General features: G+C 71.8%; 21 protein-coding genes and 2 tRNA genes. 17 read left to right on the top strand and 6 right to left on the bottom strand.

Annotated features, from left to right (window positions below):
* Nucleotides 1–187 precede the first annotated feature (187 nt).
* From dnaA to KKR89_RS00055, 11 genes are all read left to right on the top strand, one after another.
* A complete protein-coding gene (gene dnaA, locus KKR89_RS00005; RefSeq protein WP_208196683.1) occupies nucleotides 188–1750 on the top strand; it encodes a chromosomal replication initiator protein DnaA in 1563 nt (520 codons plus the stop codon).
* An 858-nt stretch (nucleotides 1751–2608) separates the two neighbouring features.
* A complete protein-coding gene (gene dnaN / locus KKR89_RS00010) occupies nucleotides 2609–3739 on the top strand; it encodes a DNA polymerase III subunit beta (protein ID WP_208196684.1) in 1131 nt (376 codons plus the stop codon).
* Nucleotides 3740–3765: 26 nt separating this feature from the next.
* Entirely contained in the window at nucleotides 3766–4761 is a 996-nt protein-coding gene (gnd, locus tag KKR89_RS00015; protein ID WP_208196685.1) for a phosphogluconate dehydrogenase (NAD(+)-dependent, decarboxylating), read from the top strand.
* 5 nt (nucleotides 4762–4766) lie between these two features.
* Nucleotides 4767–5966 carry a DNA replication/repair protein RecF gene (recF, locus tag KKR89_RS00020; protein ID WP_208196686.1) on the top strand — a complete coding sequence of 400 codons (1200 nt, stop codon included), beginning with the start codon at nucleotides 4767–4769 and terminating at the stop codon, nucleotides 5964–5966.
* Nucleotides 5956–6615 (top strand): DUF721 domain-containing protein, encoded by a 660-nt coding sequence (locus tag KKR89_RS00025; protein ID WP_251140950.1) that lies wholly within the window; start codon nucleotides 5956–5958, stop codon nucleotides 6613–6615. Before recF ends, KKR89_RS00025 begins: the two co-directional genes overlap by 11 nt.
* Before the next feature lie 287 nt (nucleotides 6616–6902).
* Nucleotides 6903–8903, top strand: coding sequence for a DNA topoisomerase (ATP-hydrolyzing) subunit B (gene gyrB, locus KKR89_RS00030; RefSeq protein ID WP_208197262.1), 2001 nt, complete (start codon nucleotides 6903–6905; stop codon nucleotides 8901–8903).
* Nucleotides 8904–8965: 62 nt separating this feature from the next.
* The gene (gene gyrA / locus KKR89_RS00035; protein ID WP_208196687.1) at nucleotides 8966–11548 is read left to right on the top strand and encodes a DNA gyrase subunit A; all 2583 of its coding nucleotides are present in this window, start codon (nucleotides 8966–8968) and stop codon (nucleotides 11546–11548) included.
* Entirely contained in the window at nucleotides 11548–12501 is a 954-nt protein-coding gene (locus KKR89_RS00040; RefSeq protein WP_208196688.1) for a DUF3566 domain-containing protein, read from the top strand. Before gyrA ends, KKR89_RS00040 begins: the two co-directional genes overlap by 1 nt.
* A gap of 140 nt (nucleotides 12502–12641) precedes the next feature.
* A tRNA-Ile gene (locus KKR89_RS00045) sits at nucleotides 12642–12715 on the top strand.
* Nucleotides 12716–12776: 61 nt separating this feature from the next.
* Nucleotides 12777–12896: a DLW-39 family protein gene (locus KKR89_RS00050; protein ID WP_214765648.1), complete on the top strand. Its 120-nt coding sequence runs from the start codon at nucleotides 12777–12779 to the stop codon at nucleotides 12894–12896.
* Between the two features lie 13 nt (nucleotides 12897–12909).
* Nucleotides 12910–12982, top strand: a tRNA-Ala gene (locus KKR89_RS00055).
* Between the two features lie 72 nt (nucleotides 12983–13054).
* Here KKR89_RS00055 and KKR89_RS00060 read toward each other — a convergent pair.
* Nucleotides 13055–13522, bottom strand: a complete 468-nt coding sequence (locus tag KKR89_RS00060) for an ATP-binding protein (RefSeq protein ID WP_208196689.1) — start codon at nucleotides 13520–13522, stop codon at nucleotides 13055–13057.
* A gap of 197 nt (nucleotides 13523–13719) precedes the next feature.
* Between KKR89_RS00060 and KKR89_RS00065 the strand changes: the two genes are divergently transcribed.
* Complete coding sequence (locus tag KKR89_RS00065) at nucleotides 13720–14946, top strand: RtcB family protein (RefSeq protein WP_208196690.1); 1227 nt, start codon at nucleotides 13720–13722, stop codon at nucleotides 14944–14946.
* A 588-nt stretch (nucleotides 14947–15534) separates the two neighbouring features.
* Entirely contained in the window at nucleotides 15535–15741 is a 207-nt protein-coding gene (locus tag KKR89_RS00070; RefSeq protein ID WP_089802810.1) for a cold-shock protein, read from the top strand.
* A gap of 72 nt (nucleotides 15742–15813) precedes the next feature.
* Here KKR89_RS00070 and KKR89_RS00075 read toward each other — a convergent pair whose 3' ends face one another.
* From KKR89_RS00075 to KKR89_RS00090, 4 genes are all read right to left on the bottom strand, one after another.
* On the bottom strand, nucleotides 15814–16380 hold the full coding sequence (locus KKR89_RS00075) for a hypothetical protein (RefSeq protein ID WP_208196691.1): 567 nt from the start codon (nucleotides 16378–16380) through the stop codon (nucleotides 15814–15816).
* Nucleotides 16381–16437: 57 nt separating this feature from the next.
* The gene (locus KKR89_RS00080; protein WP_208196692.1) at nucleotides 16438–17133 is read right to left on the bottom strand and encodes a GNAT family N-acetyltransferase; all 696 of its coding nucleotides are present in this window, start codon (nucleotides 17131–17133) and stop codon (nucleotides 16438–16440) included.
* A 233-nt stretch (nucleotides 17134–17366) separates the two neighbouring features.
* A complete protein-coding gene (locus KKR89_RS00085; protein WP_208196693.1) occupies nucleotides 17367–20054 on the bottom strand; it encodes a glycoside hydrolase family 9 protein in 2688 nt (895 codons plus the stop codon).
* Between the two features lie 205 nt (nucleotides 20055–20259).
* Nucleotides 20260–21108: a hypothetical protein gene (locus KKR89_RS00090; protein ID WP_208196694.1), complete on the bottom strand. Its 849-nt coding sequence runs from the start codon at nucleotides 21106–21108 to the stop codon at nucleotides 20260–20262.
* A gap of 178 nt (nucleotides 21109–21286) precedes the next feature.
* On the opposite strand from KKR89_RS00090, the gene KKR89_RS00095 reads away from it, so the two are divergent.
* Nucleotides 21287–21826, top strand: coding sequence for a peptidylprolyl isomerase (locus KKR89_RS00095; protein ID WP_191783169.1), 540 nt, complete (start codon nucleotides 21287–21289; stop codon nucleotides 21824–21826).
* A 16-nt stretch (nucleotides 21827–21842) separates the two neighbouring features.
* Nucleotides 21843–22715 carry a rhomboid family intramembrane serine protease gene (locus tag KKR89_RS00100; RefSeq protein WP_208196695.1) on the top strand — a complete coding sequence of 291 codons (873 nt, stop codon included), beginning with the start codon at nucleotides 21843–21845 and terminating at the stop codon, nucleotides 22713–22715.
* A gap of 189 nt (nucleotides 22716–22904) precedes the next feature.
* Here KKR89_RS00100 and KKR89_RS00105 read toward each other — a convergent pair whose 3' ends face one another.
* A complete protein-coding gene (locus KKR89_RS00105) occupies nucleotides 22905–23210 on the bottom strand; it encodes a cell division protein CrgA (RefSeq protein ID WP_372438581.1) in 306 nt (101 codons plus the stop codon).
* Between the two features lie 137 nt (nucleotides 23211–23347).
* On the opposite strand from KKR89_RS00105, the gene KKR89_RS00110 reads away from it, so the two are divergent.
* Nucleotides 23348–24193 carry a DUF881 domain-containing protein gene (locus tag KKR89_RS00110; RefSeq protein ID WP_208196696.1) on the top strand — a complete coding sequence of 282 codons (846 nt, stop codon included), beginning with the start codon at nucleotides 23348–23350 and terminating at the stop codon, nucleotides 24191–24193.
* Nucleotides 24190–25002, top strand: coding sequence for a class E sortase (locus KKR89_RS00115; RefSeq protein WP_251140951.1), 813 nt, complete (start codon nucleotides 24190–24192; stop codon nucleotides 25000–25002). The genes KKR89_RS00110 and KKR89_RS00115 overlap by 4 nt, the downstream gene beginning before the upstream one ends.
* Nucleotides 25003–25015: the final 13 nt, after the last annotated feature.

Genomic DNA, 25015 nt, shown 5'->3' on the forward strand with positions numbered 1-25015 from the left:
CTGCCGGGTGAGCGTGCCTGCAGCGCGGAACGCCGTCGGTGCCGGCGCACGAGGCGCCCTCCCACTCCGGGTGGGGGCTCGGCGTACGGCCCCATATCACGGGCGCTCACAGGTGTGGACAACTATGTGGACGACGGTTGCCCGTGCCACACTCATCCACCCGCAGGACCGACCATCGAGGTAGACGTTGTCACAGGACGAAGAGCCGACCCGCGTGTGGGGCCACGTCGTGACGAGCCTCGAGGCAAGCCCCGACATCACGCCGCGTCAGCTGGCGTTCGTGCGCCTGGCGCACCCCCTCGGGCTTCTGGACGGCACCATGCTCCTCGCGGTCGGCAACGACCTGACCAAGGAGTACCTCGAGACGCGGGTGCGCGCCGAGGTGACCCAGGCACTCACCGAGGCGCTCGGTCGTGAGGCCCGCTTCGCGATCACCGTCGACGCCGAGGTGGCCGACGACGTGCCGCCTGCGCTGCGCGTGGTGCCGCCCTCGCCCGCCGCTCCCGCCAACGCGCCGTACGAGCGCAACGGCGAGCAGCGACCGGACCTCGCTCTCGTCACGTCGCACCCCGGCTTCCTGCGGGACCACTCGGGAGACTCGCCGGCGGACGGCGGCGCCACGGACGGCGACCAGCGTCCCGACACGCGGCCTTCCCTGCGCGCGATCGACGGCTCGGCCTACGAGGCCCCGGCCCCGCGGCGCGGCCTGTCGGAGCCGGCGCGGCTCAACCCCAAGTACCTCTTCGAGACCTTCGTCATCGGCTCGTCCAACAGGTTCGCCCACGCTGCCGCGGTCGCGGTGGCCGAAGCACCGGCGAAGGCCTACAACCCGCTGTTCATCTACGGCGACTCGGGTCTCGGCAAGACGCACCTGCTGCACGCGATCGGGCACTACGCGCAGAACCTCTACCCCACCGTCCGCGTGCGGTACGTGAACTCCGAGGAGTTCACCAACGACTTCATCAACTCCATCGGCGAGGGCAAGGCCGGCGCGTTCCAGCGGCGCTACCGCGAGGTCGACGTGCTGCTCATCGACGACATCCAGTTCCTGCAGGGCAAGGAACAGACGATGGAGGAGTTCTTCCACACGTTCAACACGCTCCACAACGCGAGCAAGCAGGTCGTCATCACGTCCGACGTCCCGCCCAAGCAGCTCAACGGGTTCGAGGACCGGATGCGGTCCCGCTTCGAGTGGGGCCTCATCACCGACGTCCAGCCGCCGGACCTCGAGACCCGGATCGCAATCCTGCGCAAGAAGGCCGCGAGCGAGCGGCTCCAGGCGCCGGACGACGTGCTCGAGTACATCGCGTCGCGGATCTCGACGAACATCCGTGAGCTCGAGGGGGCCCTCATCCGGGTCACCGCCTTCGCCAACCTCAACCGGCAGCTCGTCGACGTCTCCCTGGCGGAGATCGTGCTGAAGGACCTCATCACGGACGACCAGACGCAGGAGATCACCGCGACGACGGTCATCGGCCAGACCGCGGCGTACTTCGGGCTGTCGATCGAGGACCTGTGCGGCTCGAGCCGCTCGCGCGTGCTCGTCACGGCCCGCCAGATCGCCATGTACCTGTGCCGCGAGCTGACGGACCTGTCGCTGCCGAAGATCGGCCAGGCGTTCGGCGGACGTGACCACACGACGGTCATGCACGCCAACCGCAAGATCCGTGAGCTGATGGCGGAGCGGCGCTCGATCTACAACCAGGTCACCGAGCTGACGAACCGCATCAAGCAGCAGCACCGCGGCTGAGCGCCGCAGCGGGCCTCCCGCGCCCCACGGCACCGGTCACGCGGCGGGGCCTCCTGCGGACTGCCCCGACGGGCTGTGGAGGGTAACTCCGTTGCCGATGGCGGGTGACTGCGTTGCGCCGAAGATCCCTTGTCGTCCACCGGTCCTCCGAGTTGTCCACAGGTTTGCCCACCGCCTGGGGACACTTGTGAACTCCTTCACCCCATCGGGCCATCCCGGCAGGGCTGACGCCTGCTCTGCTGATCACGCCGTGCTGTGACCTGCAAAGACGCATGTTCTTCAGCCCGTCGGACCGGACCCCGGTGCCCGCCCGCGCGGCCTCTCGACGCCCGCTGGATGAGAGGACTCTCACACCCAAACCCGGCGATTTGGGTGTTCGTGCCCTCCGAGCGTCGGGTGAAACATGCATGGGACGAATGTTCACACCTGTGCACAGACCTGTGGACGGCGGTGGACGACACGCCCGCAGGCTGTGGACGCGGAGGGGGTCATCGGTGGACGCCACAGGACGGTGCTCGCTCCGTCCACCAGCGTCCACCGGTGCCCCGGCGCGCCGTCCCCACCCCCCGCACAGGCCGACACGCCTCGTGACCTGCACGGCGACCACTTGTCCCCATCATCAACAGCCCCGATGACGATGACGAACCATTCATCCGAGGGAGATCCACACACCGACGTTGGGGCCGGTGCGGCGACGGTCCGGCCGCCCCGAAGCAGACCGACCGGCGATGTTCCGGGCGTCGGACCTGTCGCGTAGTCTTCGGACCAGCCCAGCCAGCGCCCGCTGACGTGCCACGTCGTGCTCGTTGAACCCCGCACCGACGAGGGCACCCGGGCCGGATGACGAGAAGGTGATGCATGAGGTTCCGCGTCGATCGTGACGTCCTCGCCGATGCCGTCACGTGGACCGCACGCAGCCTGCCGACCCGGCCGCCGGTGCCCGTCCTCGCGGGCGTGCGCATCGAGGCCGACACGACGGGGACCGTGCAGCTCTCGAGCTTCGACTACGAGGTCTCGGCCCGGGCCCAGCTGCCGGCCGACGTGAGCGAGCCGGGCACCGTCCTGGTCTCCGGGCGGCTCCTCGCCGAGATCTCCCGCTCCCTGCCCGCCAAGCCCGTCGACGTGGTGCTGGATGGCACGAAGGTGCAGGTCACGTGCGGTGCCAGCCGCTTCACGCTGCTGACCATGCCGGTCGAGGACTACCCCAACCTGCCGGTCATGCCGGAGGTCACCGGCACGGTCGACGGCGACGAGCTCACGCACGCCGTGGCCCAGGTCTCGGTCGCCGCCAGCCGCGACGACACCCTGCCGCTGCTCACCGGCGTCCGGGTCGAGATCGAGGGCGAGCGCGTCACGCTGCTGGCGACCGACCGCTACCGCCTCGCACTGCGTGAGATGACGTGGAAGCCGGCGAACCCGAGCGTCGCGGCGGTCGCCCTCGTGCGGGCCCGCACGCTGTCGGACGCCGCCAAGTCGCTCGGCGGCTCGGGCTCGGTGTCTGTGGCGCTGTCCACCGGCGGCGGCGTCGACCTCATCGGCTTCGAGGCGGCCGGCCGCCAGACGACGAGCCTGCTCGTCGACGGCGACTACCCGCCGGTGCGCCGGCTGTTCCCCGACGACACGCCGATCCACGCGATCGTCAACCGCCAGGCCCTCGCGGAGGCCGCCAAGCGCGTGGCCCTCGTCGCCGAGCGCAACACGCCGATCCGGCTGACGTTCAGCGAGGGTCAGGTCGTCCTCGACGCCGGTCAGGGTGACGACGCCCAGGCGTCCGAGGCGCTCGAGGCCGTGCTGTCGGGTGACGACATCTCGGTGGCGTTCAACCCCCACTTCCTGGCCGACGGCCTGGGTGCGATCGACACGACGTTCGTCCGGATGTCGTTCACGCACCCGAACAAGCCCGTCGAGTTCACCGGCCAGGAGTCGCTCGAGGGCGACGACCTCAAGGACTACCGCTACCTGCTGGTGCCCATCCGCTTCGCGAGCTGAGGCTCGCACGCGCGAGCGTGCGGCAGGTGCGGGACAGTGTCCGGGACGGCCGTCGGGGCGAACCACGGCACGCAGCGGAGAGAGGCGAGACGATGCACATCGGTCTGGTGGGCCTGGGCAAGATGGGCGCGAACATGCGTCAGCGGATCCGGGACGCAGGCATCGAGGTCACCGGCTTCGACCGCAACCCCGACGTGACCGACGTGCCGTCGCTGGAGGCGATGGTCGACGCGCTCCCCGCGGGTGAGCGCGTGGTGTGGGTGATGGTGCCGTCCGGACCGATCACGGACGCGGTGATCCAGGACCTCGCGGGGCTCCTGGCGCCGGGCGACCTGGTCATCGACGGCGGCAACTCCTACTACCAGGACGACGAGCCCCACGGGGCCGTCCTGGCCGAGCGCGGCGTCGGCTTCATCGACGCCGGCGTCTCCGGCGGGATCTGGGGCCTCGAGAACGGGTACGGCCTGATGGTCGGGGGGTCCCCGCAGGACGTCGAGCGTGCCATGCCGGTCTTCGACGCGCTGCGTCCCCCGGGCGAGCGTGCCGACGGCTTCGTCCACGCCGGTCCCGTCGGCGCCGGGCACTACGCCAAGATGGTGCACAACGGCATCGAGTACGGCCTCATGCAGGCGTACGCCGAGGGCTACGAGCTGCTGGCCGCGAAGGACCTGGTCACCGATGTGCCCGCGACGATGCGTGCGTGGACGAACGGCACCGTGGTGCGCTCGTGGCTGCTGGACCTGCTCGTCCAGGCGCTGTCCGAGGACGCCAAGTTCGCGGCGATCGACGACTGGGTCGAGGACTCGGGCGAGGGTCGCTGGACCGTCGACGAGGCGATCGACCTCGCCGTCCCGGCGCCCGTCATCTCCGCGGCGCTCTTCGCGCGCTTCGCCTCACGCCAGGGCGAGTCGCCGGCGATGAAGGCCGTCGCCGCGCTGCGCCAGCAGTTCGGCGGGCACGCCGTGCGCGCGGCCGGCGGCGAGACGGTCACACCGTCGGCGCCGCCCACGTCGGAGGCCTGAGCCGCGTGTACGTCGCGCACCTGTCCCTCACCGACTTCCGGTCCTACCCGCAGGTCGAGCTCCCGCTCGAGCCGGGCATCACCGCGCTCGTCGGCCCCAACGGGCAGGGCAAGACGAACCTCGTCGAGGCGGTCGGCTACGTCGCGACGCTCGGCAGCCACCGCGTGCCGTCGGACGCGGCGCTGGTGCGGGCGGGCGCGAGCCGGGCCGTGGTGCGCGCCAAGGTGGTGCGCGAGGAGCGGGCCACGCTCGTCGAGGTCGAGATCACGCCGGGCAAGGCCAACCGGTCGCGCATCAACGGGGGCTCCCCCGGCCGCGCGCGCGACGTGCTGGGCATCCTGCGGACCGTGCTGTTCGCGCCCGAGGACCTCGCGCTCGTCAAGGGCGACCCGGACGGCCGGCGGCGGTTCCTCGACGACCTCCTCGTGCAGCTCACGCCGCGCATCGCCGGCGTGCTCGGCGACTACGAGCGCGTCCTGCGGCAGCGCTCGGCGCTGCTGAAGTCCGCCGCGGCCGCGACGCGCGCGCGCTCGGGTGCGGACCTGCGGACGCTCGACGTGTGGGACGCCAAGCTCGCGCAGACGGGCGCGCAGGTCGTCGTCGCGCGCCAGGCGCTGGTGGCGGCGCTACGACCGCGTGCCGCGCACGCGTACGAGCAGGTCAGCGCGGGGCAGGGCGACCTGGTCCTGACGTACCGCTCGTCGCTCGACACCGCGCTGGGCCAGACCACGGACGACCACGCGGAGCTGGCGCCCGACGCTGGCGTCGAGCTCGTCGAGGCACGTCTGCTCGACGCCATGGGCAGGCTGCGCGGCAAGGAGATCGAGCGGGGCGTGTGCCTCGTGGGGCCGCACCGCGACGACCTCGTGCTCCAGCTCGGCGACCTGCCGGCCAAGGGGTACGCGAGCCACGGCGAGTCGTGGTCGGTCGCGCTCGCGCTGCGGCTCGCGTCGTACGCGCTGCTCACGCACGGTGTCGACGACGCGGGTGCGTGGTCGGCGGACTGGGGCCCGGACGGCGAGCCGGTCCTCATCCTCGACGACGTCTTCGCCGAGCTGGACACGCGCCGTCGCGAGCGGCTCGCCGAGCTGGTCGCGGGTGCGCGGCAGGTGCTCGTGACCGCGGCCGTCCCGCAGGACGTGCCCGAGCCGCTGGCCGGCGCGCGCGTCGACGTCATGGCGGGTGAGGTGGCGCGTGTCCTCTAGTGCCGCTCGCGGTGCGCGTCGCTCCCCCGCGGCCGGGGCGGCGGGCGCGTCGGGCTCCGGCGCGGACACCGGGCGGACGGCGCCGGACGGGCACGACGCCGACGACGACGCGCTCCTGCCCGCACCGACAGCGGTACCGGACGGCGTGCCGGTCTCGGAGCTGGTGACGCTCACGCCACCGGAGCAGGTCGTCCGGGCGGCGCTGGCGCGGGCGAAGGCGGCGGCGCGGGCGCGTGGCCTGCGCCCGGGCGTCGTCCGCAGCAGGCCCATCAGCAGCGGGGCGGGCGCCGGCCCGCGCGACCCGCAGCCGCTCGCGGTGTCCGCGGGCCTGCTCGCGCGGGACCTGGGGTGGGAGCCGGGTCTGATGGTGGGCGACCTCGTGCACCGGTGGGCGCAGATCGTGGGCCCGCAGGTGGCCGAGCACTGCGAGTACGTGTCCTTCGTGTCCGGGCTGCTGACCGTGCGCGCGTCGTCGACGGCCTGGGCGGCGAACCTGCGCCTGCTCGCGCCGACGATGCTCGCGCGGTTCGACGAGACCCTCGGCGAGGGCGTCGTCGTGCAGATCGAGGTCCTCGGGCCGGTCGGCCACGGCTTCGGTCACGGCCGGCGACGGGTCTCGGGCCGCGGACCGCGCGACACGTACGGCTGACCTGCGCCCCGCCGTCCCGCGCCCGCGTGCCGAGCCTGCCTGTGAACGGGGATCCACCAGGTAGACTGGACAGGTCAAGAAAGGCGCCTGCGTGCCCTCGTGAGCCCAGAACTCCGCTGCTGTGGGGTGATCCGGAGTCTCCGGCGGTTCGCAGCCGCTCACGACGCGCCTGGCGCGTATCGAGCTCTCGAGGAGAACCGCTGCCCGTGGCCGACCAGAGCACCCCTCGCGACCCGCACGACGAGACGACCGAGGGGCAGGTCGCGGCGACCCCGTTCCGTGAGCGCCTGACGGACGACGGCACGTACGACGCCAGCGCGATCACCGTCCTCGAGGGCCTCGAGGCCGTGCGCAAGCGCCCCGGCATGTACATCGGTTCGACGGGGGCCCGCGGCCTGCACCACCTGGTCTACGAGGTGGTCGACAACTCGGTCGACGAGGCCCTGGCGGGGTACTGCGACACGATCGACGTCACGATCCTGGCCGACGGCGGCGTCCGCGTCACCGACAACGGGCGCGGCATCCCCGTCGCGATCCACCCGACCGAGGGTCGTCCGACCGTCCAGGTCGTCATGACGATCCTGCACGCCGGCGGCAAGTTCGGCGGCGCGGGGTACGCGGTCTCGGGCGGCCTGCACGGGGTCGGCATCTCCGTGGTCAACGCCCTGTCCTCGCGCGTCGAGACCGTCGTCAAGCGCGACGGGTACGTCTGGAGCCAGGACTTCGCCGACGGCGGCAAGCCCGTGGGCGACCTGCGCAAGGGCGAGGCGACCACCGAGACCGGCACGTCGCAGACGTTCTGGGCGGACCCGACGATCTTCGAGACCGTCGACTACGACTTCGAGACCCTGCGCGCGCGCTTCCAGCAGTACGCCTTCCTCAACAAGGGCCTGCAGATCTCGCTGACGGACGAGCGCCCCGCGCACACCGGCACCGAGGACGAGGTCACGGGCGACGCGGACACCAAGAAGGCCGAGACGGTCGCGCGTCACGTCACCTACCGGTACGACGGCGGGCTCGTCGACTACGTGAAGCACCTGAACTCGGCCAAGAAGGTCGACCACGTGCACCCCGACGTCATCGACTTCGAGGCCGAGGACACCGCCCGGCGGATCTCCGTCGAGATCGCGATGCAGTGGACGACCGCCTACTCCGAGTCGGTCCACACGTTCGCCAACACCATCTCCACGACCGAGGGCGGCACCCACGAGGAGGGCTTCCGGGCGGCGATGACCTCGCTGATGAACCGGTACGCCCGGGAGAAGAACATCCTCAAGGAGAAGGACGAGAACCTCACGGGTGACGACATCCGCGAGGGTCTGACGGCCGTCGTCTCCGTGAAGCTCGGTGAGCCCCAGTTCGAGGGGCAGACCAAGACCAAGCTCGGCAACACCGACGCCAAGCGCTTCGTGCAGCAGGTCGTCAACGACCAGCTCGGTGCGTGGCTCGACGCGCACCCGGTCGAGGCGAAGGACGTCATCCGCAAGTCGATGCAGGCGGCCGCGGCCCGCATGGCGGCGCGCAAGGCCCGTGAGGCGACGCGCCGCAAGGGCCTGCTCGAGTCGAACTCGATGCCCGGCAAGCTGCGCGACTGCCAGTCCAACAACCCCGCCGAGTGCGAGGTCTTCATCGTCGAGGGCGACTCCGCCGGCGGTTCGGCCGTGCGTGGCCGTAACCCGCGGACGCAGGCGATCATGCCGATCCGCGGGAAGATCCTCAACGTCGAGCGGGCACGGCTCGACAAGGCCCTGGGCAACCAGGAGGTGCAGGCGCTGATCACGGCGTTCGGCACCGGCATCGGCGAGGACTTCGACGTCTCCCGCCTCCGGTACCACAAGATCGTGCTCATGGCCGACGCCGACGTCGACGGCCAGCACATCCGCACGCTGCTGCTGACGCTGCTGTTCCGCTACATGCCGCAGCTCATCACGGGCGGGTTCGTCTACATGGCGCAGCCGCCGCTGTACCGCATCAAGTGGAGCAACGCGCCGCACGACTACGTGTACTCCGACCGCGAGCGGGACGCCGTCATCGCGGACGGCCGCGCGAACAACCGCCGGCTGCCCAAGGAGAACGCCGTCCAGCGGTACAAGGGTCTGGGCGAGATGGACTACACGGAGCTCTGGGAGACGACCATGTCGCCCGAGCACCGGACCCTGCTGCAGGTGACGCTGGACGAGGCCGTCGCCGCCGACGAGACGTTCACGGTGCTGATGGGCGAGGACGTCGAGGCACGTCGCGCGTTCATCCAGCGCAACGCGAAGGACGTCCGCTTCCTCGACATCTGACGCGCCGCCGGTGACCCCGGCGACGCGACCGACCTGGCACCGACGACTGGAGTGACCCGCACGTGACCGAGACCCCGGGCGAGATCGAGCACGGCCGTATCGACCAGGTGGACCTGCAGCTCGAGATGCAGCGGTCCTACCTGGACTACGCGATGGCCGTCATCGTGGGCCGCGCGCTGCCGGACGTCCGCGACGGCCTCAAGCCGGTGCACCGGCGCGTGCTGTACGCGATGTACGACGGCGGGTACCGCCCCGACCGGCAGTTCTCCAAGTGCAGCCGCGTCGTCGGCGACGTCATGGGCAAGTACCACCCGCACGGTGACACGGCGATCTACGACGCCCTCGTCCGCCTGGTGCAGGACTGGTCGCTGCGCTACCCGCTGGTGTCCGGCCAGGGCAACTTCGGCTCCCCCGGTGACGACCCGGCCGCCGCGCCGCGGTACACCGAGTGCAAGATGGCGCCGCTGGCCATGGAGATGGTCCGCGACATCGACGAGGACGCGGTCGACTTCCAGGACAACTACGACGGGCACACGCAGGAGCCCGCCGTCCTGCCCTCCCGGTTCCCGAACCTCCTGGTCAACGGCTCGGCGGGCATCGCCGTCGGCATGGCCACCAACATCCCGCCGCACAACCTGCGCGAGGTCGCCGACGGGGTGCAGTGGCACCTGGCGCACCCGGAGGCGTCGAAGGAGGAGCTCCTCGAGGAGCTCATGACGCGTATCAAGGGCCCCGACTTCCCGACGGCTGCCACGATCCTGGGCCGGCGCGGCATCGAGGACGCGTACCGCACGGGCCGCGGCTCGATCACCATGCGCGCGGTCGTCGAGGTCGAGGAGATCCAGGGCCGCCAGTGCCTGGTCGTCACCGAGCTGCCGTACCAGGTGAACCCCGACACCCTGGCGAAGAAGATCGCGGACCTCGTCAAGGAGAACCGCGTCCAGGGCATCGCCGACATCCGCGACGAGACCTCGGGCCGCGCCGGCCAGCGCCTCGTCGTCGTCCTCAAGCGGGACGCGGTCGCCAAGGTCGTCCTGAACAACCTGTACAAGCACACGCAGCTGCAGGACACGTTCGGCGCGAACATGCTCGCGCTGGTCGACGGTGTCCCCCGCACGCTGAGCATCGACGCGTTCGTCCGGCACTGGACGTCGCACCAGATCGACGTCATCCAGCGCCGCACGCGCTTCCGCCTGCGCAAGGCGGAGGAGGACATCCACATCTACCGCGGGTACCTCAAGGCGCTCGACGCGCTCGACGAGGTCATCGCGCTCATCCGGCGCTCCCCCGACGCCGAGCAGGCACGCAACGGCCTGATGCAGCTCCTCGACATCGACGAGCTGCAGGCGCAGGCGATCCTCAACCTGCAGCTGCGCCGGCTGGCCGCGCTGCAGCGTCAGGAGATCCTCGACAAGCACGACGAGCTCGAGGGGGTCATCACCGAGCTCAACGCGATCCTCGCCTCCCCCGAGCGGCAGCGGCAGATCGTCAGCGAAGAGCTCGCGACCATCGTCGAGAAGTTCGGCGACGAGCGGCGCACCCGCATCCTCCCCTTCGACGGCGAGGTCTCGATCGAGGACCTCATCGCCGAGGAGGACGTCGTCGTCACTATCACGCGCGGCGGCTACGCCAAGCGGACGCGCGTCGACGCGTACCGGGCGCAGCGTCGCGGCGGCAAGGGCGTGCGCGGTGCGCAGCTGCGCGAGGACGACCTGGTCGACCACTTCTTCGTCACGACGACGCACCGCTGGTTGCTGTTCTTCACGAACCTGGGCCGCGTGTACCGGGCCAAGGCGTACGAGCTGCCCGAGGCCGGGCGCGACGCGAAGGGACAGCACGTCGCCAACCTGCTGGCGTTCCAGCCGGGCGAGAAGATCGCCCAGGTGCTCGACCTCAAGGACTACGAGCAGGCCGAGTACCTCGTCCTGGCCACCAAGCGTGGTCTGGTCAAGAAGACCCGCCTGACGGAGTACGACTCGAACCGCAGCGGCGGCGTCATCGCCATCAACCTGCGCGAGGACGAGGACGGCCGTCCGGACGAGCTCGTCGCGGCCCGCCTGGTCGACTCCACGCAGGACGTCATCCTCGTCTCGCGGCGCGGCCAGTCCGTGCGCTTCACCGCGAACGACGACGCGCTGCGCCCGATGGGCCGCGCCACCAGCGGCGTCACGGGCATGAAGTTCCGCGATGCCGACGACCTGCTCGCGATGGACGTCGTCCGCGAGGACGCGTTCCTGTTCACCGTCACCGAGGGCGGCATCGCCAAGCGCACCGCGCTGACGGTCGAGAACTACCGCCAGCAGGGGCGCGGCGGCCTGGGCATCAAGGTCGCGAACCTGCCGGAGGCGAACGGCGACCTCGTGGGTGCGCTCGTGACCGACCCGGACGACGAGGTGCTCGTCATCATGGAGCGCGGCAAGATCGTGCGGTCCGCGACGTCCGAGGTGAACGCGACCGGTCGCACGACCCAGGGCGTCATCTTCGCGAAGCCCGACGCGAACGACCGGATCATCGCCGTCGCCCGAAACAGCGAGCGACACCTCGAAGTGGATGGCGGTACCGTGGGCGAGAACGTGCCCAACCCTGACGTACCGGACCCGGACGGGTCGGTGCCTGACAGCGGCGACCGACCCGCGGAGGACTGATGAGTGACACGCCCCCCTCGATCCCCCCGCGCAAGCGACCCACGCCGCCCGTGACGGGCGGCAGCGGCCGCACGAGCGACCCGGGGGGCGCGGTGCAGGCGGCCGCGCACGCCGGCGGCAGCTCGTGGTCGTCGATCGGTACGGGCGAAGGCACCGCCCCGCCCACGTACTCGGTCGACGTGCGCAGCGGCGCGACGACGTCCTCGTCGACGGGACGCACCTCGGTCCCGTCGGGGCCGCGGACGGACGAGCGTCCCCGGCCGCCGGCGGCCGAGCAGCCCAGGGCTCCGCTGCCCGCTCCAGCTCCGGCTGCGGGTGAAGCGCAGACCGACGACGAACCGCCGTCGCCCCTGGTCACGGCGGTCGACGCCACGACCGTGTGGCTGAAGAAGGCGGCGGGGGTCACTGGTTCCGGGCTCTCCAGGGCGTACTCTCAGCTGACCCGACCCCGCACCGAGGACGCCCCCATGACCACGACGCCGACGACCGCCGGTGCCGCTACCGCAGAGCGTGTCGCGCCGCGGTCCACGGCTCCCGTCACCGGGGCCACCCCGCGCCCCGCGACGGGCCGCATCCCCACCGTCGGCGGCGGCCCGCGTCGCGTCCGCCTCGCGATCTCCCGTGTCGACCCCTGGTCGGTGATGAAGCTCGCGTTCCTGCTCTCGGTGGCGATCGGCGTCATGATCGTCGTCGCGGCGATCGTGGTGTGGTTCACGCTCGACAGCCTGCAGGTGTTCTCGCAGCTCGACGGGCTCGTCCGCCAGGTCGTCGGCCCCGAGAGCCCGGTCGACATCCTCGCGTACGTCTCGTTCGAGAAGACCGTGTCGGCCGCCACGCTGGTGGGCGTCATCGACGTCTTCCTGCTGACGGCGCTCGCGACGATCGGCGCCTTCCTCTACAACATCGTGGCGGCGCTCGTCGGCGGCGTGACCGTGACGATGACGGACGAGTGACCCCTTCCGGGCCTCGTCCCGGACTCCCCCGCGGGCCGGTGCCCGCCGGTTTGGGCGCGGCGCCCCGGCTGGGGTAGTCTCGACCGTCGCGCCCACCGGTGCTGGTCCCCCGCCAGGGACCGATCCGGTGGACGCGTCACGGGCCTATAGCTCAGACGGTTAGAGCGCTTCCCTGATAAGGAAGAGGTCACAGGTTCAAGTCCTGTTAGGCCCACGCTGCTGGTACGCAGCCTCGTACCGCGGAATGCCGGCACCCACCCGAACCGGGGGATCCGATGAAGAAGCTCCTGCTGCTGGCCGCGGTCGCGGCCGTCGGTTACGTCGCCTGGCAGAAGTACGCGGAGGACCGTGACGAGCGGGACCTCTGGGCCGAGGTCACCGACACCTTCGAGTGACCCGGGGCCACCAGGGGCCATGGCGCAATTGGTAGCGCACCTGCTTTGCAAGCAGGGGGTTAGGGGTTCGAGTCCCCTTGGCTCCACGTGTCGGACGGCGCAGGACCTCGTGTCCTGCGCCGTTCCGCGTCCTGGCGGGAGATCGGCCCGGGCGGTGCTCAGACGGAGAACGTCGCCCAGATGTTCTTGGTCCGCTCGGTCGAGTACCAGCCGACGTCGAGCGACAGCCGGCGCGCCAGGTGCAGGCCCAGCCCGCCCGCACCCGTGATGCGGGCGCCCGCGTACACGGGCTCGGACTCGGGGTCGCGGTCCGCGACGTCGATCAGCCACTGGTCCTCGGACCCGGACAGGGTGACGATCGTCGGCGGCAGACCGTGCGTGAGCGCGTTGGCCGCGAGCTCCGTGGCGATGAGGACGAGCTTGTCCGGCGTCGCCTCGAGGTCCTGGGGGGCCACGGTGCTCCCGGCGCCGATCTCCCCCGCCAGCTCGTGACGCAGGGTGCGCAGCTGGGCGGTCGAGGCCAGCGCCCACTCGCGCACGGGGGCGAACCCCTCGGGTGGCCGGCTCACGGGCAGCCCCGCGTCCGCGTCCGAGAGCACCAGCCTCTCGCTCCTGCCGTCCGTCACGTCGCCTCCCCGGTCGTCCCGGTATCGAGACTCACAGTCCGCGCCCCATCCTGCATCCCGAGCGGCGGCTGCGCGTCGAGGAAAACAGCGTGCCGTCCGGGCGTGCAGCGGGCACCCTCCTCACGGCTCGGTGGCAACCTCCGCCGCGCTCCCACGTTCCCGGCGACCCCGGGTCGACCGTCCCGAGGAGGGATGTCATGACCAGCACGTTCCCCGTCGAGCTGCGCGGCGCGGCCGCGCCCACGCTGATGTGGGCGCACGAGCACGACGTCGAGCCGGCCGCGCTGCAGCAGCTGCGCAACATCGCGTCCCTGCCGTGGGTGCACGGGGTCCGGGTCATGCCGGACGTGCACCTCGGCAAGGGCGCGACGGTGGGCTCGGTCATCGCGATGCGCGACGCGGTCTCCCCCAACGCCGTGGGCGTCGACATCGGGTGCGGCATGATCGGCGTCCGCACGTCGCTGACCGCGTCCGACCTGCCCGACGACCTGCGCGCGCTGCGGTCGGCCGTCGAGGCACGGGTCCCGGTCGGGTTCCGGTCCCACGACGAGGCCGTGGACCTGCGGCGCCTGCGGCCGATCGGCGCTCGGGCCCGCACGGCCGAGGCGCTGGCGGGCGCCGAGGCCTTCTGGGCGCGCTTCGACGGCCTGAGCCCGCGGGTCCGGGACCTGGAGACGCGGGCACGCCGGCAGCTGGGCTCGCTGGGTGGCGGCAACCACTTCCTCGAGGTCTGCCTCGACCTGGACGACGTCGTGTGGCTGCAGCTGCACTCGGGGTCGCGGAACATCGGCAAGTCGCTCGCAGAGGTGCACGTCGCCGTCGCGAAGGACCTGCCCCACAACCAGGGCCTCGTGGACCGGGACCTCGCCGTCCTGCTGGCCGGGACGCCGCAGATGGACGCCTACCTCCACGACCTGTGGTGGGCGCAGGAGTACGCGGCGCGGTCCCGGGCGGTGATGATGACGCTGTTCGTCGACGCCGTGCGGGCGACGTTCGCAGGGCGTGAGGTGACGTTCGAGGAGGTCGCGAACGTCCACCACAACTACGTCACGACCGAGCACATCGACGGTGCGGACCTCGTCGTGACCCGCAAGGGCGCGATCCGGGCCGGCGCCGGTGACCTGGGGCTCATCCCGGGGTCGATGGGCACGGGCTCGTACATCGTGCGGGGCCTCGGCAACCCGGTGTCGTACTGGTCGGCGTCCCACGGTGCGGGGCGGCGGATGTCGCGCAACGCGGCCAAGCGGACGTACACGCTCGACGACCTGGCGGAGCAGACCGCGGGCGTGGAGTGCCGCAAGGACGCCGGGGTGCTCGACGAGATCCCGGGCGCCTACAAGGACCTGGACCAGGTGATCGCTGCCCAGGAGGACCTCGTGGAGGTCGTCGCGCGGCTGCGCACGATCGTGTGTGTGAAGGGGTGACAGCGCCCTGACCTGCGCGAACACGGTCCTCGGCGGGCCAGGAGATGCTGGCTCGCCGAGGACCGTCACGAGATTGCCGCAGCATCGTGTACAGTCGTCACTGCGACATGCCGCGCGAATACCTCCGCGGCGCACTTCGGGCCTCAGCATCGAAGCGAGGACCATGCGCACCCGGCAGCTCGCTGCCGGTCAGGATCAGGATCTCCGCCCAACCGGGTGCGGAGCGAAAGAGCAGAGAACATCACACACACCATCATCGAGCGTCCCTCAGCCGTAGCAACGGCGAGCGCGACCTCCGGACCGGCCGCCGTATGGCGCCCTGCCGATGACGACCTGTGGGTCGGCACCGTCGGTGGCGAGTACGCCGGCTTGATCGTCCGCCACCCCGACGGCTTCCATGCCCACGACCGCTGGACGCGGCACGTGGGCGTGGCTCCGACGTTCGACCGTGCGACGTGCCTCCTGGCACCGACCCGCACGAGCTCACCCCGAGCGCGTCGCACGTCGACCCTCCATCGTCTGCGCCCCTCGGGGCGCGGCAACCGGCGCCGCACCAGCGTGCCGGAAGGTTCTACGAAAGAAGACACCATGGCCACCGGCACCGTTAAGTGGTTCAACGCTGAGAAGGGCTTCGGCTTCATCGCCCCCTCGGACGGCTCCGCTGACGTCTTCGCGCACTTCAGCGCGATCGTCTCCACGGGCGGCTTCCGCACGCTCGAGGAGAACCAGCAGGTCGAGTTCGAGGTCACGCAGGGCCCCAAGGGCCTGCAGGCGTCGGACATCCGTCCGCTCTGACCACGAGCACCCCGAAGGCCGCACAGCGACTCGCTGTGCGGCCTTCGTCGTCCCCGCCCGCGCCCGGTCGCGTCAGCGGCGCACGCCGCGCCGGGCCCGCTCGACGAGACCCGCGAGGACGTCGTCGGTGTAGACAGTCACCGGCTCGTCGGTGACGGCACCCTCCTCGAGGGTCGCCCAGTGCCAGTGGGGGCGCACGTCCGCGGTCGCCGCGTCCTCGCGCAGCCGCAGGTCGAGCACGACCGCGTAGCGGTAGCCGAACCGGCGCTGGACGGCCTGGGCGACCGCGAGGTCCGCCGCCCCGGTGGCCGCGCCGGCGGCGTCCGCCGTCAGCTCGACCAGCAGCAGGTTGTGCTCGGGGCCGAGCCTGCCGCGCTGGTGCACGATCAGGTGCGGCGGACGCACCGTGGGCCCGTTGAGGCGCACGGACGACTCCAGGACCATGCCGGAGCGGTCGTAGTCGGCGTCGACGTCCCACGACCTCTCGATGGTGCCCTGCAGGGCCCAGCCGAGGTGGAACGAGATCGTCCGCTCCGACGGCCGGCTCGTGCCGGCGGAGGGAGCGACGAGCGTCCACTCGTCGACGAGCGTCGTGGTCAGTGCGATACGCACCCGGGACTGCAGGTCGGCGAGCAGCATGACGGGACGGTACTCCCGGACCGGCCCCAGCGGGCGGGACGGCGGGGGATCGGTGCGTCACACCATGCCGAGCTGCTCCCGGACGGGCGCCAGGCCCTCGATGGTCACCTCGAGCCGCAGCTCGTCACGGCGGGCGTCCCAGTCGGCGCGGTCGAGGACGAACAGCTGGCTGTCGACCGGGCCGTTCTCGCGCGCCTGGTGCAGCACGCCGTTGGGGCGGTAACCGATCTTGCGGCTCACCCCGGACGAGCCCGGGTTGTCGACGAACGCCGAGCTCGTCGCGTGGCGCGCGTCGAGCCCCTCGAACAGCAGGTGCAGCACGAGCAGGCGCATGCGCGTCCCGATGCCGCCGTGCTGGTGGCGCAGCCCCAGCCACGAGCCCGTCTCCGCGGTGCGCGTGACCAGGAAGTCCTTGGCGTACAGGCCCTGCATGCCCAGCGGCTGCCCGTCACGGACCACCGCGAGCTCGATCGCCCAGTCCGCCGGGGTCGTGCGCTGGCGCAGGCCCCACTGGTACGTCATGACGCTGCGGGCGACCTGCACCGGCGTGCCGCGCGTCCACGGGACGAGGAACGGCATGTAGTCCGGGGCGTGGACGCCCTGAGCCGCGAGCCGGGCCACGTCGAGCAGCATGCGGTCGTCGGGGGCCCGCAGCTCGAGGTCCCCGCACGTGACCCGCAGGCCCGTCAGGGGCCAGATGTCGACGTCCGAGAGGCCGGCCGAGGGCGGCGGGGGGAGAGGGCTGTCGCTCACTCCCCGCAGCGTTCCGGTCGCGCCGCGCCGCGTCAACACGGGACGTCCCGGGAACGCGGCCGGGCACGCGACGAGGGCGTCGCGTGCAGCACGCGACGCCCTCGTGCGGCGTCCGACCGCCCCCGCGTCGGACGCCCCGCCCCGGACGGGCGCAGCGGGGCGCCCGTCCGGGTGGTGGATCGGTCCCGGTCCGGCGACGTCGGGGGTCGAGCCGGACCGGGACCCGTCTGTGGCTACCCTGTCGCGCAGGTCGCGCCGTTCACGGCGAACGACGTCGGGGCCGGGTTCTGGCCGGTGTGCGAGCCGTTGAAGCCGAGGTCGACCGACGCGCCCGGAGCCAGCGTGGTGTTCCACGCCGCGCCGGTGGCCGTGACCCGGGTGCCCGTCTGCGACCACGTCGCGCTCCAGCCCTGCTGGAGCTGCTGCCCGGCCGTGAGGTCGAACGTCAGCGACCAGGTCAGCGGCGTCGAGCCCGTGTTCTTCAGCCGGACCGATGCGGTGAAGCCGGAGCTCCAGCTGTTCGCGGAGTACGTGACGGCGCACGTCGCGGGGCCGGAGGTCGGCGTCGGGGTGGGTGTGGAGGTGGGCGTGGACGTCGGGGAGGCCGTCGGGAACCCGTCGACGACCTCGAACCCGGTCGTCACCCAGGGCGACGTGAGACCACCTGCGGCGACGGCCCGCACCCGCAGCACGTACGTGCCGTTGCGCAGGTCGTAGAACGTCGCGGAGCGGTCGGTCACCCGCAGGGACTGCCCGCCGACCACCTCGACGTCGTACCCGACGACCGCCGCACCGGTGCTCGGGGCGTCCCACGTCGCGTCGACCGTCCCCAGGCTGCGGAGCCGGACCGCGAGGTTGCGCGGTGAGCCCACCGGGGCGGGCGTGACGCTCGGCGTGGGGGTCGGGGTGGGCGTGACCGTGGGGGTCGGCGTGGCCGTCGCCGTCGGGGTCGGGGTCGGGGTCGGGCCGACCGTGCCGTCGGGCACCGTGCCCCACAGCAGCGTGCTGCCCTCGTGGAGCGTGATGCCCGTGGTCTTCACGGGGTCGCCCGTGGCGGGCAGCCCGGCGAACGACGGGTCGTTGGTCGCGTTCCACTGCAGCGTGCCCTGGACGCGGAACTGGATCTCGCGACGGTGCTGCGACTGGCCGCCGGGGTGGATGTTCTGCCCCGCGCAGCCGATCTCCGCGTAGTACAGCGAGCCGGACGCGTGCTTGACCGCGGCGGGCTGGCTGCCGCACTCGGTGTAGTTGGTCGAGACGGACAGGCTCGAGGCGGGGACGCCCTCGTCGAGCGTGAACCAGTACCGGATGGAGGCGTTGGTCAGCGACCGGGCCGGGAAGGCCGAGCGGTTGCGGATGATGGCCTTGACCTCGGTGAACGCGCCGGACTGCGGCTGGTTGAGCTTGGCCTCGACGAAGAACTGGTCCTGGTCGGGCTTCTCCGCGGTGGGGAAGCCCGCCAGCGGGGTGCCGCCGTACTCGCCCGTCAGGTAGGCCAGCGCGCTGGTGAACCCGGCGTTGTAGTCGGTGGCGACCTCGTTGGCGACGTAGTCGCCGCGGTCGTCCGTGTAGGCGTCGTTGGCCGAGCCCGGGCCGCCGACGAGCGCGCCGTACAGCACGTGCCGCGTCTCGACCGGGTCCTTCAGGGAGTCGAGCCACGAGCCGTGCGCCGTGCGGTGGTGCGGGTTCTTCGGCGGGTTGGCGCCGAAGCCGACGACGTACGAGGCCTTGCGCGGGTTGTCGCCCAGCGCGTAGTTGATCTGGCGGACGCCGAAGTCGTGGTAGCGCGCCTTGCGCGTCGTGTCCGTCAGCCAGTCGGAGTAGACCAGCGCGACGAAGGAGGTGTTGGCCGCGTACCGCAGCGCACCCCACGAGTCGAGCACGGCCATGCCGCCGGGGGAGTAGGTGACCTTGGCGCCGTTGACGCCGACGGTCCAGTAGTCGAGCCAGCGGTTGGCGTCGTCGACGTACTTCTGCTTGCCCGTCTCCATCGCGAGCAGCGCGTACGTGGCGTACGACTTGTCGTCCCACGCGACCGTCCACTTGTAGGACTTGGTCGTCGTCTGGTTCTCGTTGCTGAGCTTGTCGTACTCCGACTCGGCCTTCGTCAGGTACGTCGCGTCGCCCGTGGCCTTGTAGAGCCAGTACGCGCCCCACACGAGCTCGTCCTGGTAGCCGGACCACGACTTGTAGAACGACTGGGCGTCGGTGACGCAGTCGGAGTACTTGCCGCGGTAGGTGTCGGCGAACGAGTAGAGCTGCTTGGCGTGCGTGAGCAGCGTGGCGGCGTACGCGGAGTCCGAGCCCTTGAAGACGATCGACGCCGACGCCATCGCGGCGGCCGTCTCGGCGGCGGCGTCCGAGCCGGGGCACGAGGCACTGATCTTGTACGACGGGCGGGCCATCGTCATGACCTCGGCGGGTCCCCACCACTTGTGGTCGTCGTCGCCCTTGCCGATCTGCACGTACAGCTCGTTGGGCGCCGTGTGCGCCTTGACGAAGTAGTCGTTGACGGCGCGCAGGTTGTCACGCAGCTCGTCGGTCTGGCCGGCCTGCGTGTAGCCCGCGGGGCTCTCGATCGCGCCCCACGCGAGCATCGTCGCGGTGAACGCCATCGGCAGGCCGAACTTCACGTGGTCGCCCGCGTCGTACCAGCCACCCGTGAGGTCCTTGCCGACGTCCTTGCCGTCGTCCATGCCCGAGTCGCCGCGCCACGACACCGGGTAGTCGGCCGGCAGGTCGCCCGAGCGCTGCGCCTGGTAGAAGAACATCGACTTCTGGAGCGCCTCGGCGTAGTTGTACGCCGGCGCGGCCTGTGCGGCCTGCGCGGGCAGGGTGACGGCTCCGGCGACGACCGCGACGACGGCGGCGCCGGCCCACACCGCGCGGCTGCGCGCGCGGCGGGCGGAGGTGCGGGGCATGGCACGACCCTTCAGACGGCGGACGAGCACCGGTGGAGCGCTCCCACGGGCGCCAGCGCCGGGGACGACGGCGACGTCGTACCTGGGTGGGGGCCCGCCGCTGATCGTGCTGACGCGGCACACGGGCTGTCTATGCCCGAAACATTTAGGCGCGACGCACACCGGCCCCGGACCGTCGTCGGACGGGCCGGGGCCTTCGTGCGGATCAGGCGGGGCTGTCGGTACCTTCCTCCGGCGTCGCCCCGTCGTCGAGCTTCTTGGGAGCCGAGCGGCGGGTGGCCTTGCGGGCCGTCTCCTGCGCCGCCTGACCGGCCTCCTTGGCCTTGTCGCTCAGGTCCTCGGTCGCCTGCGCGACCGCCTCGGCGGCCTCCCGGCTCCTGGCGACGGCGGCACCGGCGGCCTCACCGACGGCGTCCGCGGCGTCACCGACGGCGGTCTGCGCGCGCGCCTTGAGCGACTCGCTGCCGATCGGGTCGGCGGGCTCCCACGGCTCGGCCCACGGGTCCGTCGTCGAGCGCGAGCGCATCCAGGCGAACGCCGCGGCACCCGCACCGGCGAGACCGGCGACGATCCAGAACACCTTGGCGCCCGAGCCCTTGCGGTCGGACTTCGCGGCCTCCTTGGCGGCCTTCTTCGCCGCCTTGGCCAGCTTCTTGGAGTGCTTGCCGGCCTGGCCGGCGGCGGCCGTCGCGGCGATCTCCGCCTGCGCACCGGCCTTCGCCGCGGCCTCGTTCACGGCCGCGACGAGCCGGGGGATCAGCTCGTCGACCAGCTTGTCGTGCGCGGTGTCGATCGCGGGGGTCGCCCTGCGTGCCGCCTTCTCGACCTGGGGAGCCGCGTTCTTGACGCTCTCCTTGTACAGGTGGTCGACGTGGGGGAGCAGCCAGGCCACGAACGCCTCGACCCGTGGCGTCGTCCACTCCTTGGCGTACCCCGCGGCGTCACCGGCCCGGCCGGCGGCATCCTTCGCGCCGTCGGCGAGCGAGGCGCCGATGACGGCCGCCTGTGTCTTGAGGCGTTCGGTGTCCACGTCGATCTTCGGACGATGGGTCATGTGCCACTCCCGCGCTGTCTCGGCTTGGTTCGGCTGGTCTCGACTGGTCGTGCGACGTCCTGACCTCACACTCTGCCACTGTCCGGGCCGTCGTGCCCGGTGCTTGCGGGTGGTTCGCCAGCGGCGAATCCCTCAGGTGGCGGGGCGCACCGTCGGTACCGGGTGCCAGACTGGACCCATGTTCGCGACCATCCACACGTCAGCCGGTGACATCCGGGTCGAGCTCTTCGAGAACCACGCACCGCGCACCGTCGAGAACTTCGTCGGCCTCGCGCAGGGGACCAAGGAGTGGACCGACCCGTCCACGGGCGCGCCCCGCACCGACCCGCTGTACTCGGGCGTCGTGTTCCACCGCGTCATCCCCGACTTCATGATCCAGGGCGGCGACCCGCTCGGGAACGGCCGCGGCGGCCCGGGCTACCAGTTCGACGACGAGATCCACCCCGAGCTCACGTTCTCCGAGCCCTACCTGCTCGCGATGGCGAACGCGGGCAAGCAGCTGAACCCGGTGACGGGCAAGGTCGGCGGCACCAACGGCTCGCAGTTCTTCATCTCCGTCGCCGCCACGACGTGGCTCAACGGCAAGCACACGATCTTCGGCAAGGTCGCGGACGAGGAGAGCCGCAAGGTCGTCGACGCGATCGCCTCGACGCCGACGCGCCCCGGCGACCGCCCGGTGCAGGACGTCACGATCACGTCCATCACGGTGGAGGGCTGACATCAGCGTCCCTGACGTGCCGGGCGGCCCCGTCGCGGGGTCGCCCGGCCTCCCGGGCGGGGAGCAGGCGCCCGTGTGCCCGCGCCACCCCGACCGGGTGTCCTACGTCCGGTGCCAGCGGTGCGGCCGGCCGGCGTGCCCCGAGTGCCAGCGGCCCGCGGCGGTGGGCGTGCACTGCGTCGACTGTGTCGCCGAGGCGGCGCGCACGTCCCCCCAGGGGCGCACCGTCCTGGGCGGACGGGTCCGCGGCGGGCGCCCGGTCGTCACGCTGACGATCATCGGGCTGTGCGTGGTGTCCTACGTGCTGCAGCTCGTCGTGACCGGGTGGACCTCGCGCTGGGCGTTCAGCCCGGTCGCCGGTGCCTTCGAGCCGTGGCGCTTCCTCACGGCCGCGTTCCTGCACTCACCCGGCCAGGTCTTCCACATCCTGTTCAACATGTTCGCGCTGTGGATGGTCGGTCCGTACCTCGAGTCGACCCTCGGCCGCGCGAGGTTCGCCACGTTGTACCTGGTCAGCGCGCTGGGGGGCTCGGTGGGGGCGGTGCTGCTCGCACCCGCGACCGACACGTGGACCACCGCCATGGTCGGCGCCTCGGGGGCCGTGTTCGGCATGTTCGGGGCCGTCCTCGTCGTGCTGCGGCGCACGGGCCGGGACGCGGGCTCCATCATCGGGATCCTCGTCCTCAACGGCGTCCTCGGGTTCGTCCTGCCCGGCATCGCCTGGCAGGCGCACCTCGGCGGGCTGGTCGTCGGGGCGCTCCTGGGCGCCGCCTACGCCTACGCGCCGCGGGACCGCCGGGCGCTCGTGGGCTGGGCCGCCCCGGCCGCGCTCCTGGTCGTCCTGCTCGGCGCGACCTGGGCGATGTACACGGCCTACGGGCTCGTGTGACCTCGTCGGTGCGCACCGGCAGGCCGCTCCCCAGAGTTACTCACAGCTGTGGAATTACACCGGTGTAGTTTTCCACAGGTATGTGCACCGCCTGTGGACGACCAACGGGGCCCGTTGTGGACGAGGCTGTGGGTAGGAACCACCTGAAACCTCGGCCCGGGCCCCGCGCGGCGCGTCGTGCGGGCCTGGTCAGCGCCAGCGCGTGAGCATGCCGAAGCCGACGATGATGATCGTGAAGCCGACCGCGAGGTTCCACTGGCCGATCCCGGGGACCGGGTACGCAGCCCCGGGGGACAGGTAGGTCACGACCAGCCAGAGGAGCCCGAGGATCATCAGCCCGAGGGACACGGGCAGGAACCAGCGCGGAAGAGGCTTCGGTGCGGCGGCCTTGGACGGCGGCGGGGTGTACGTCGCCTTCTTGCGCGACTTGGACTCGGGCACGGGCGTGGCTCCTGTCTGCGACGGTGCGGTGAGCAGGGGCGGCTTCGTCGTCACCGGGACCGTCGGTACGGTGGGCCGTCCGGGTGCCCCTGGTGTCGTCGACCTGCGGACCGGTGTCGGCGTGCGCCGAACGTGACCTAGCGTAGTGCTGTCGTCCCGCCGCCCGTGCGGCCGACGCGGAGGGAGGGGCCATGCCATCGACCGCCGACGTCGGCACGCCCCGGACCCGCCGCCAGAGCCTGGGCCGGGGTGCGGTCTCCGTGGGGCTGGTGCTCGGGCTCTCCGGCCTGATGTTCACGGTCAACGCGCGCGGCACCGACGACGACGCGCAGCGCCACCCGCAGGACCTGCGCGAGCTCACGCAGAAGCAGGCCCTCACCGTCGAGCGGCTGTCCGGCGAGGTCGACCAGCTGCGCTCGCAGGTCGAGAGCCTCACCGCCGAGCAGAACACGCTCGCGGGCCGCCCGTCGGTGACGGCACCCCCCGGCGACCTCGTCGAGGGCGGCTCGGTCCCCGTCAGCGGGCAGGGGCTGACGGTGACGCTCGACGACGCGCCCGTCGACGTCCGGCGCGAGGACATGAACCCGGACCTGCTCGTCGTCCACCAGCAGGACATCCAGTCCGTCATGAACGCCCTGTGGGCCGGCGGGGCGGAGGCGATGGGCCTCATGGACCAGCGCGTCGTGTCCACCACCGGCGTCCAGTGCCAGGGCAACGTCCTGCGGCTGCACGGCCGCATGTACTCCCCGCCGTTCGTCATCACGGTCATCGGTGACCCGGAGCGCCTGCGGGCCGCGCTCGAGGCGGACACCGCCGTGCGCAGCTACGTGCGTGACGCGGGCGAGCTGGGGCTCGGGTGGAGCGTCGAGGACCGCGCGAGCGTCGAGCTGCCCGCGTACTCCGGCGCGACCGAGCTGAGCTGGGCCCGCGTGCCCGACGACGTCGAGGTCCTGCCCGGTCTGCCCGCCGCGGCGACCGACGAGCCCGTCCCCGCCGCGGCGGGCGACGCCGCGCGGGACGCCGAGGGTGGCCTGTGAGCACGCCCCGCGTCGTCGCGCGCCCGCCCACCCACGTCCGCACCGCAGGCAGGTCGCGGGCCTCGCGGCTCGTGTACGGCGTGATCGGCGTGATCGGCGAGCTGCTCATCACCATCGGCATCCTGCTGCTCGGCTTCCTCGTGTGGCAGCTGTGGTGGACGGACGTCGAGGGCAATGCCGTGCAGGCCGAGATCGTGCGGGAGATGGACTTCGCGCCGCCGCCTCCGGCCGACGACGGCGGCGTGCGGATCGCCGAGCCGCGGCGCGACGAGCCGCCCGTCATGGAGGAGCCCGGCCACGCCGAGCAGATCGCGCACTTCATGACGCCCCGGTGGGCCGGCGAGCAGCTGCGCCCGATCTCGCAGGGCACCGACCGCCCGACCGTGCTCGACGTCCTGGGTATCGGCCACTACGAGGGCACGGCCATGCCGGGCGGCGTCGGCAACTTCGCGCTCGCCGGCCACCGCGTGACGTTCGGCAAGCCGTTCAACCGCATCGAGGAGCTGCAGATCGGCGACGCGCTGATCGTGCGCACGAAGGACACCTGGTACGTGTACAAGGCGACGGCGACGGAGGTCGTGCTGCCGCGCGACGTGCGCGTCATCTGGCCCGTGCCCAACCAGGAGGGCGTCGAGCCCACCGAGCGGTACATCACGCTGACGACCTGCCACCCGATGTTCTCGGCACGTGAGCGGTACGTCGTGCACGGTGTGCTCGACTACTGGGCGCCGGTCGCCGACGGTGTCCCCGCGGAGATCGCCGACGCGGTCGAGTCCGGGCAGCTCGACCTGTCGGGCGGCGCTACGTGACCGGCAGGCGGGA

The sequence above is a fragment of the Cellulomonas dongxiuzhuiae genome (assembly GCF_018623035.1).
Taxonomy (GTDB): domain Bacteria; phylum Actinomycetota; class Actinomycetes; order Actinomycetales; family Cellulomonadaceae; genus Cellulomonas; species Cellulomonas dongxiuzhuiae.

Excerpts from the sequence above, each read along its gene's own strand:
- dnaN (WP_208196684.1), top strand. The coding sequence starts at position 2,609 with ATGAGGTTCCGCGTCGATCGTGACGTCCTCGCCGATGCCGTCACGTGG.
- KKR89_RS00040 (WP_208196688.1), top strand. The coding sequence starts at position 11,548 with ATGAGTGACACGCCCCCCTCGATCCCCCCGCGCAAGCGACCCACGCCG.
- KKR89_RS00050 (WP_214765648.1), top strand. The coding sequence starts at position 12,777 with ATGAAGAAGCTCCTGCTGCTGGCCGCGGTCGCGGCCGTCGGTTACGTC.
- KKR89_RS00065 (WP_208196690.1), top strand. The coding sequence starts at position 13,720 with ATGACCAGCACGTTCCCCGTCGAGCTGCGCGGCGCGGCCGCGCCCACG.
- KKR89_RS00070 (WP_089802810.1), top strand. The coding sequence starts at position 15,535 with ATGGCCACCGGCACCGTTAAGTGGTTCAACGCTGAGAAGGGCTTCGGC.
- KKR89_RS00075 (WP_208196691.1), bottom strand. The coding sequence starts at position 16,380 with ATGCTGCTCGCCGACCTGCAGTCCCGGGTGCGTATCGCACTGACCACG.
- KKR89_RS00085 (WP_208196693.1), bottom strand. The coding sequence starts at position 20,054 with ATGCCCCGCACCTCCGCCCGCCGCGCGCGCAGCCGCGCGGTGTGGGCC.
- KKR89_RS00090 (WP_208196694.1), bottom strand. The coding sequence starts at position 21,108 with ATGACCCATCGTCCGAAGATCGACGTGGACACCGAACGCCTCAAGACA.
- KKR89_RS00095 (WP_191783169.1), top strand. The coding sequence starts at position 21,287 with ATGTTCGCGACCATCCACACGTCAGCCGGTGACATCCGGGTCGAGCTC.
- KKR89_RS00110 (WP_208196696.1), top strand. The coding sequence starts at position 23,348 with ATGCCATCGACCGCCGACGTCGGCACGCCCCGGACCCGCCGCCAGAGC.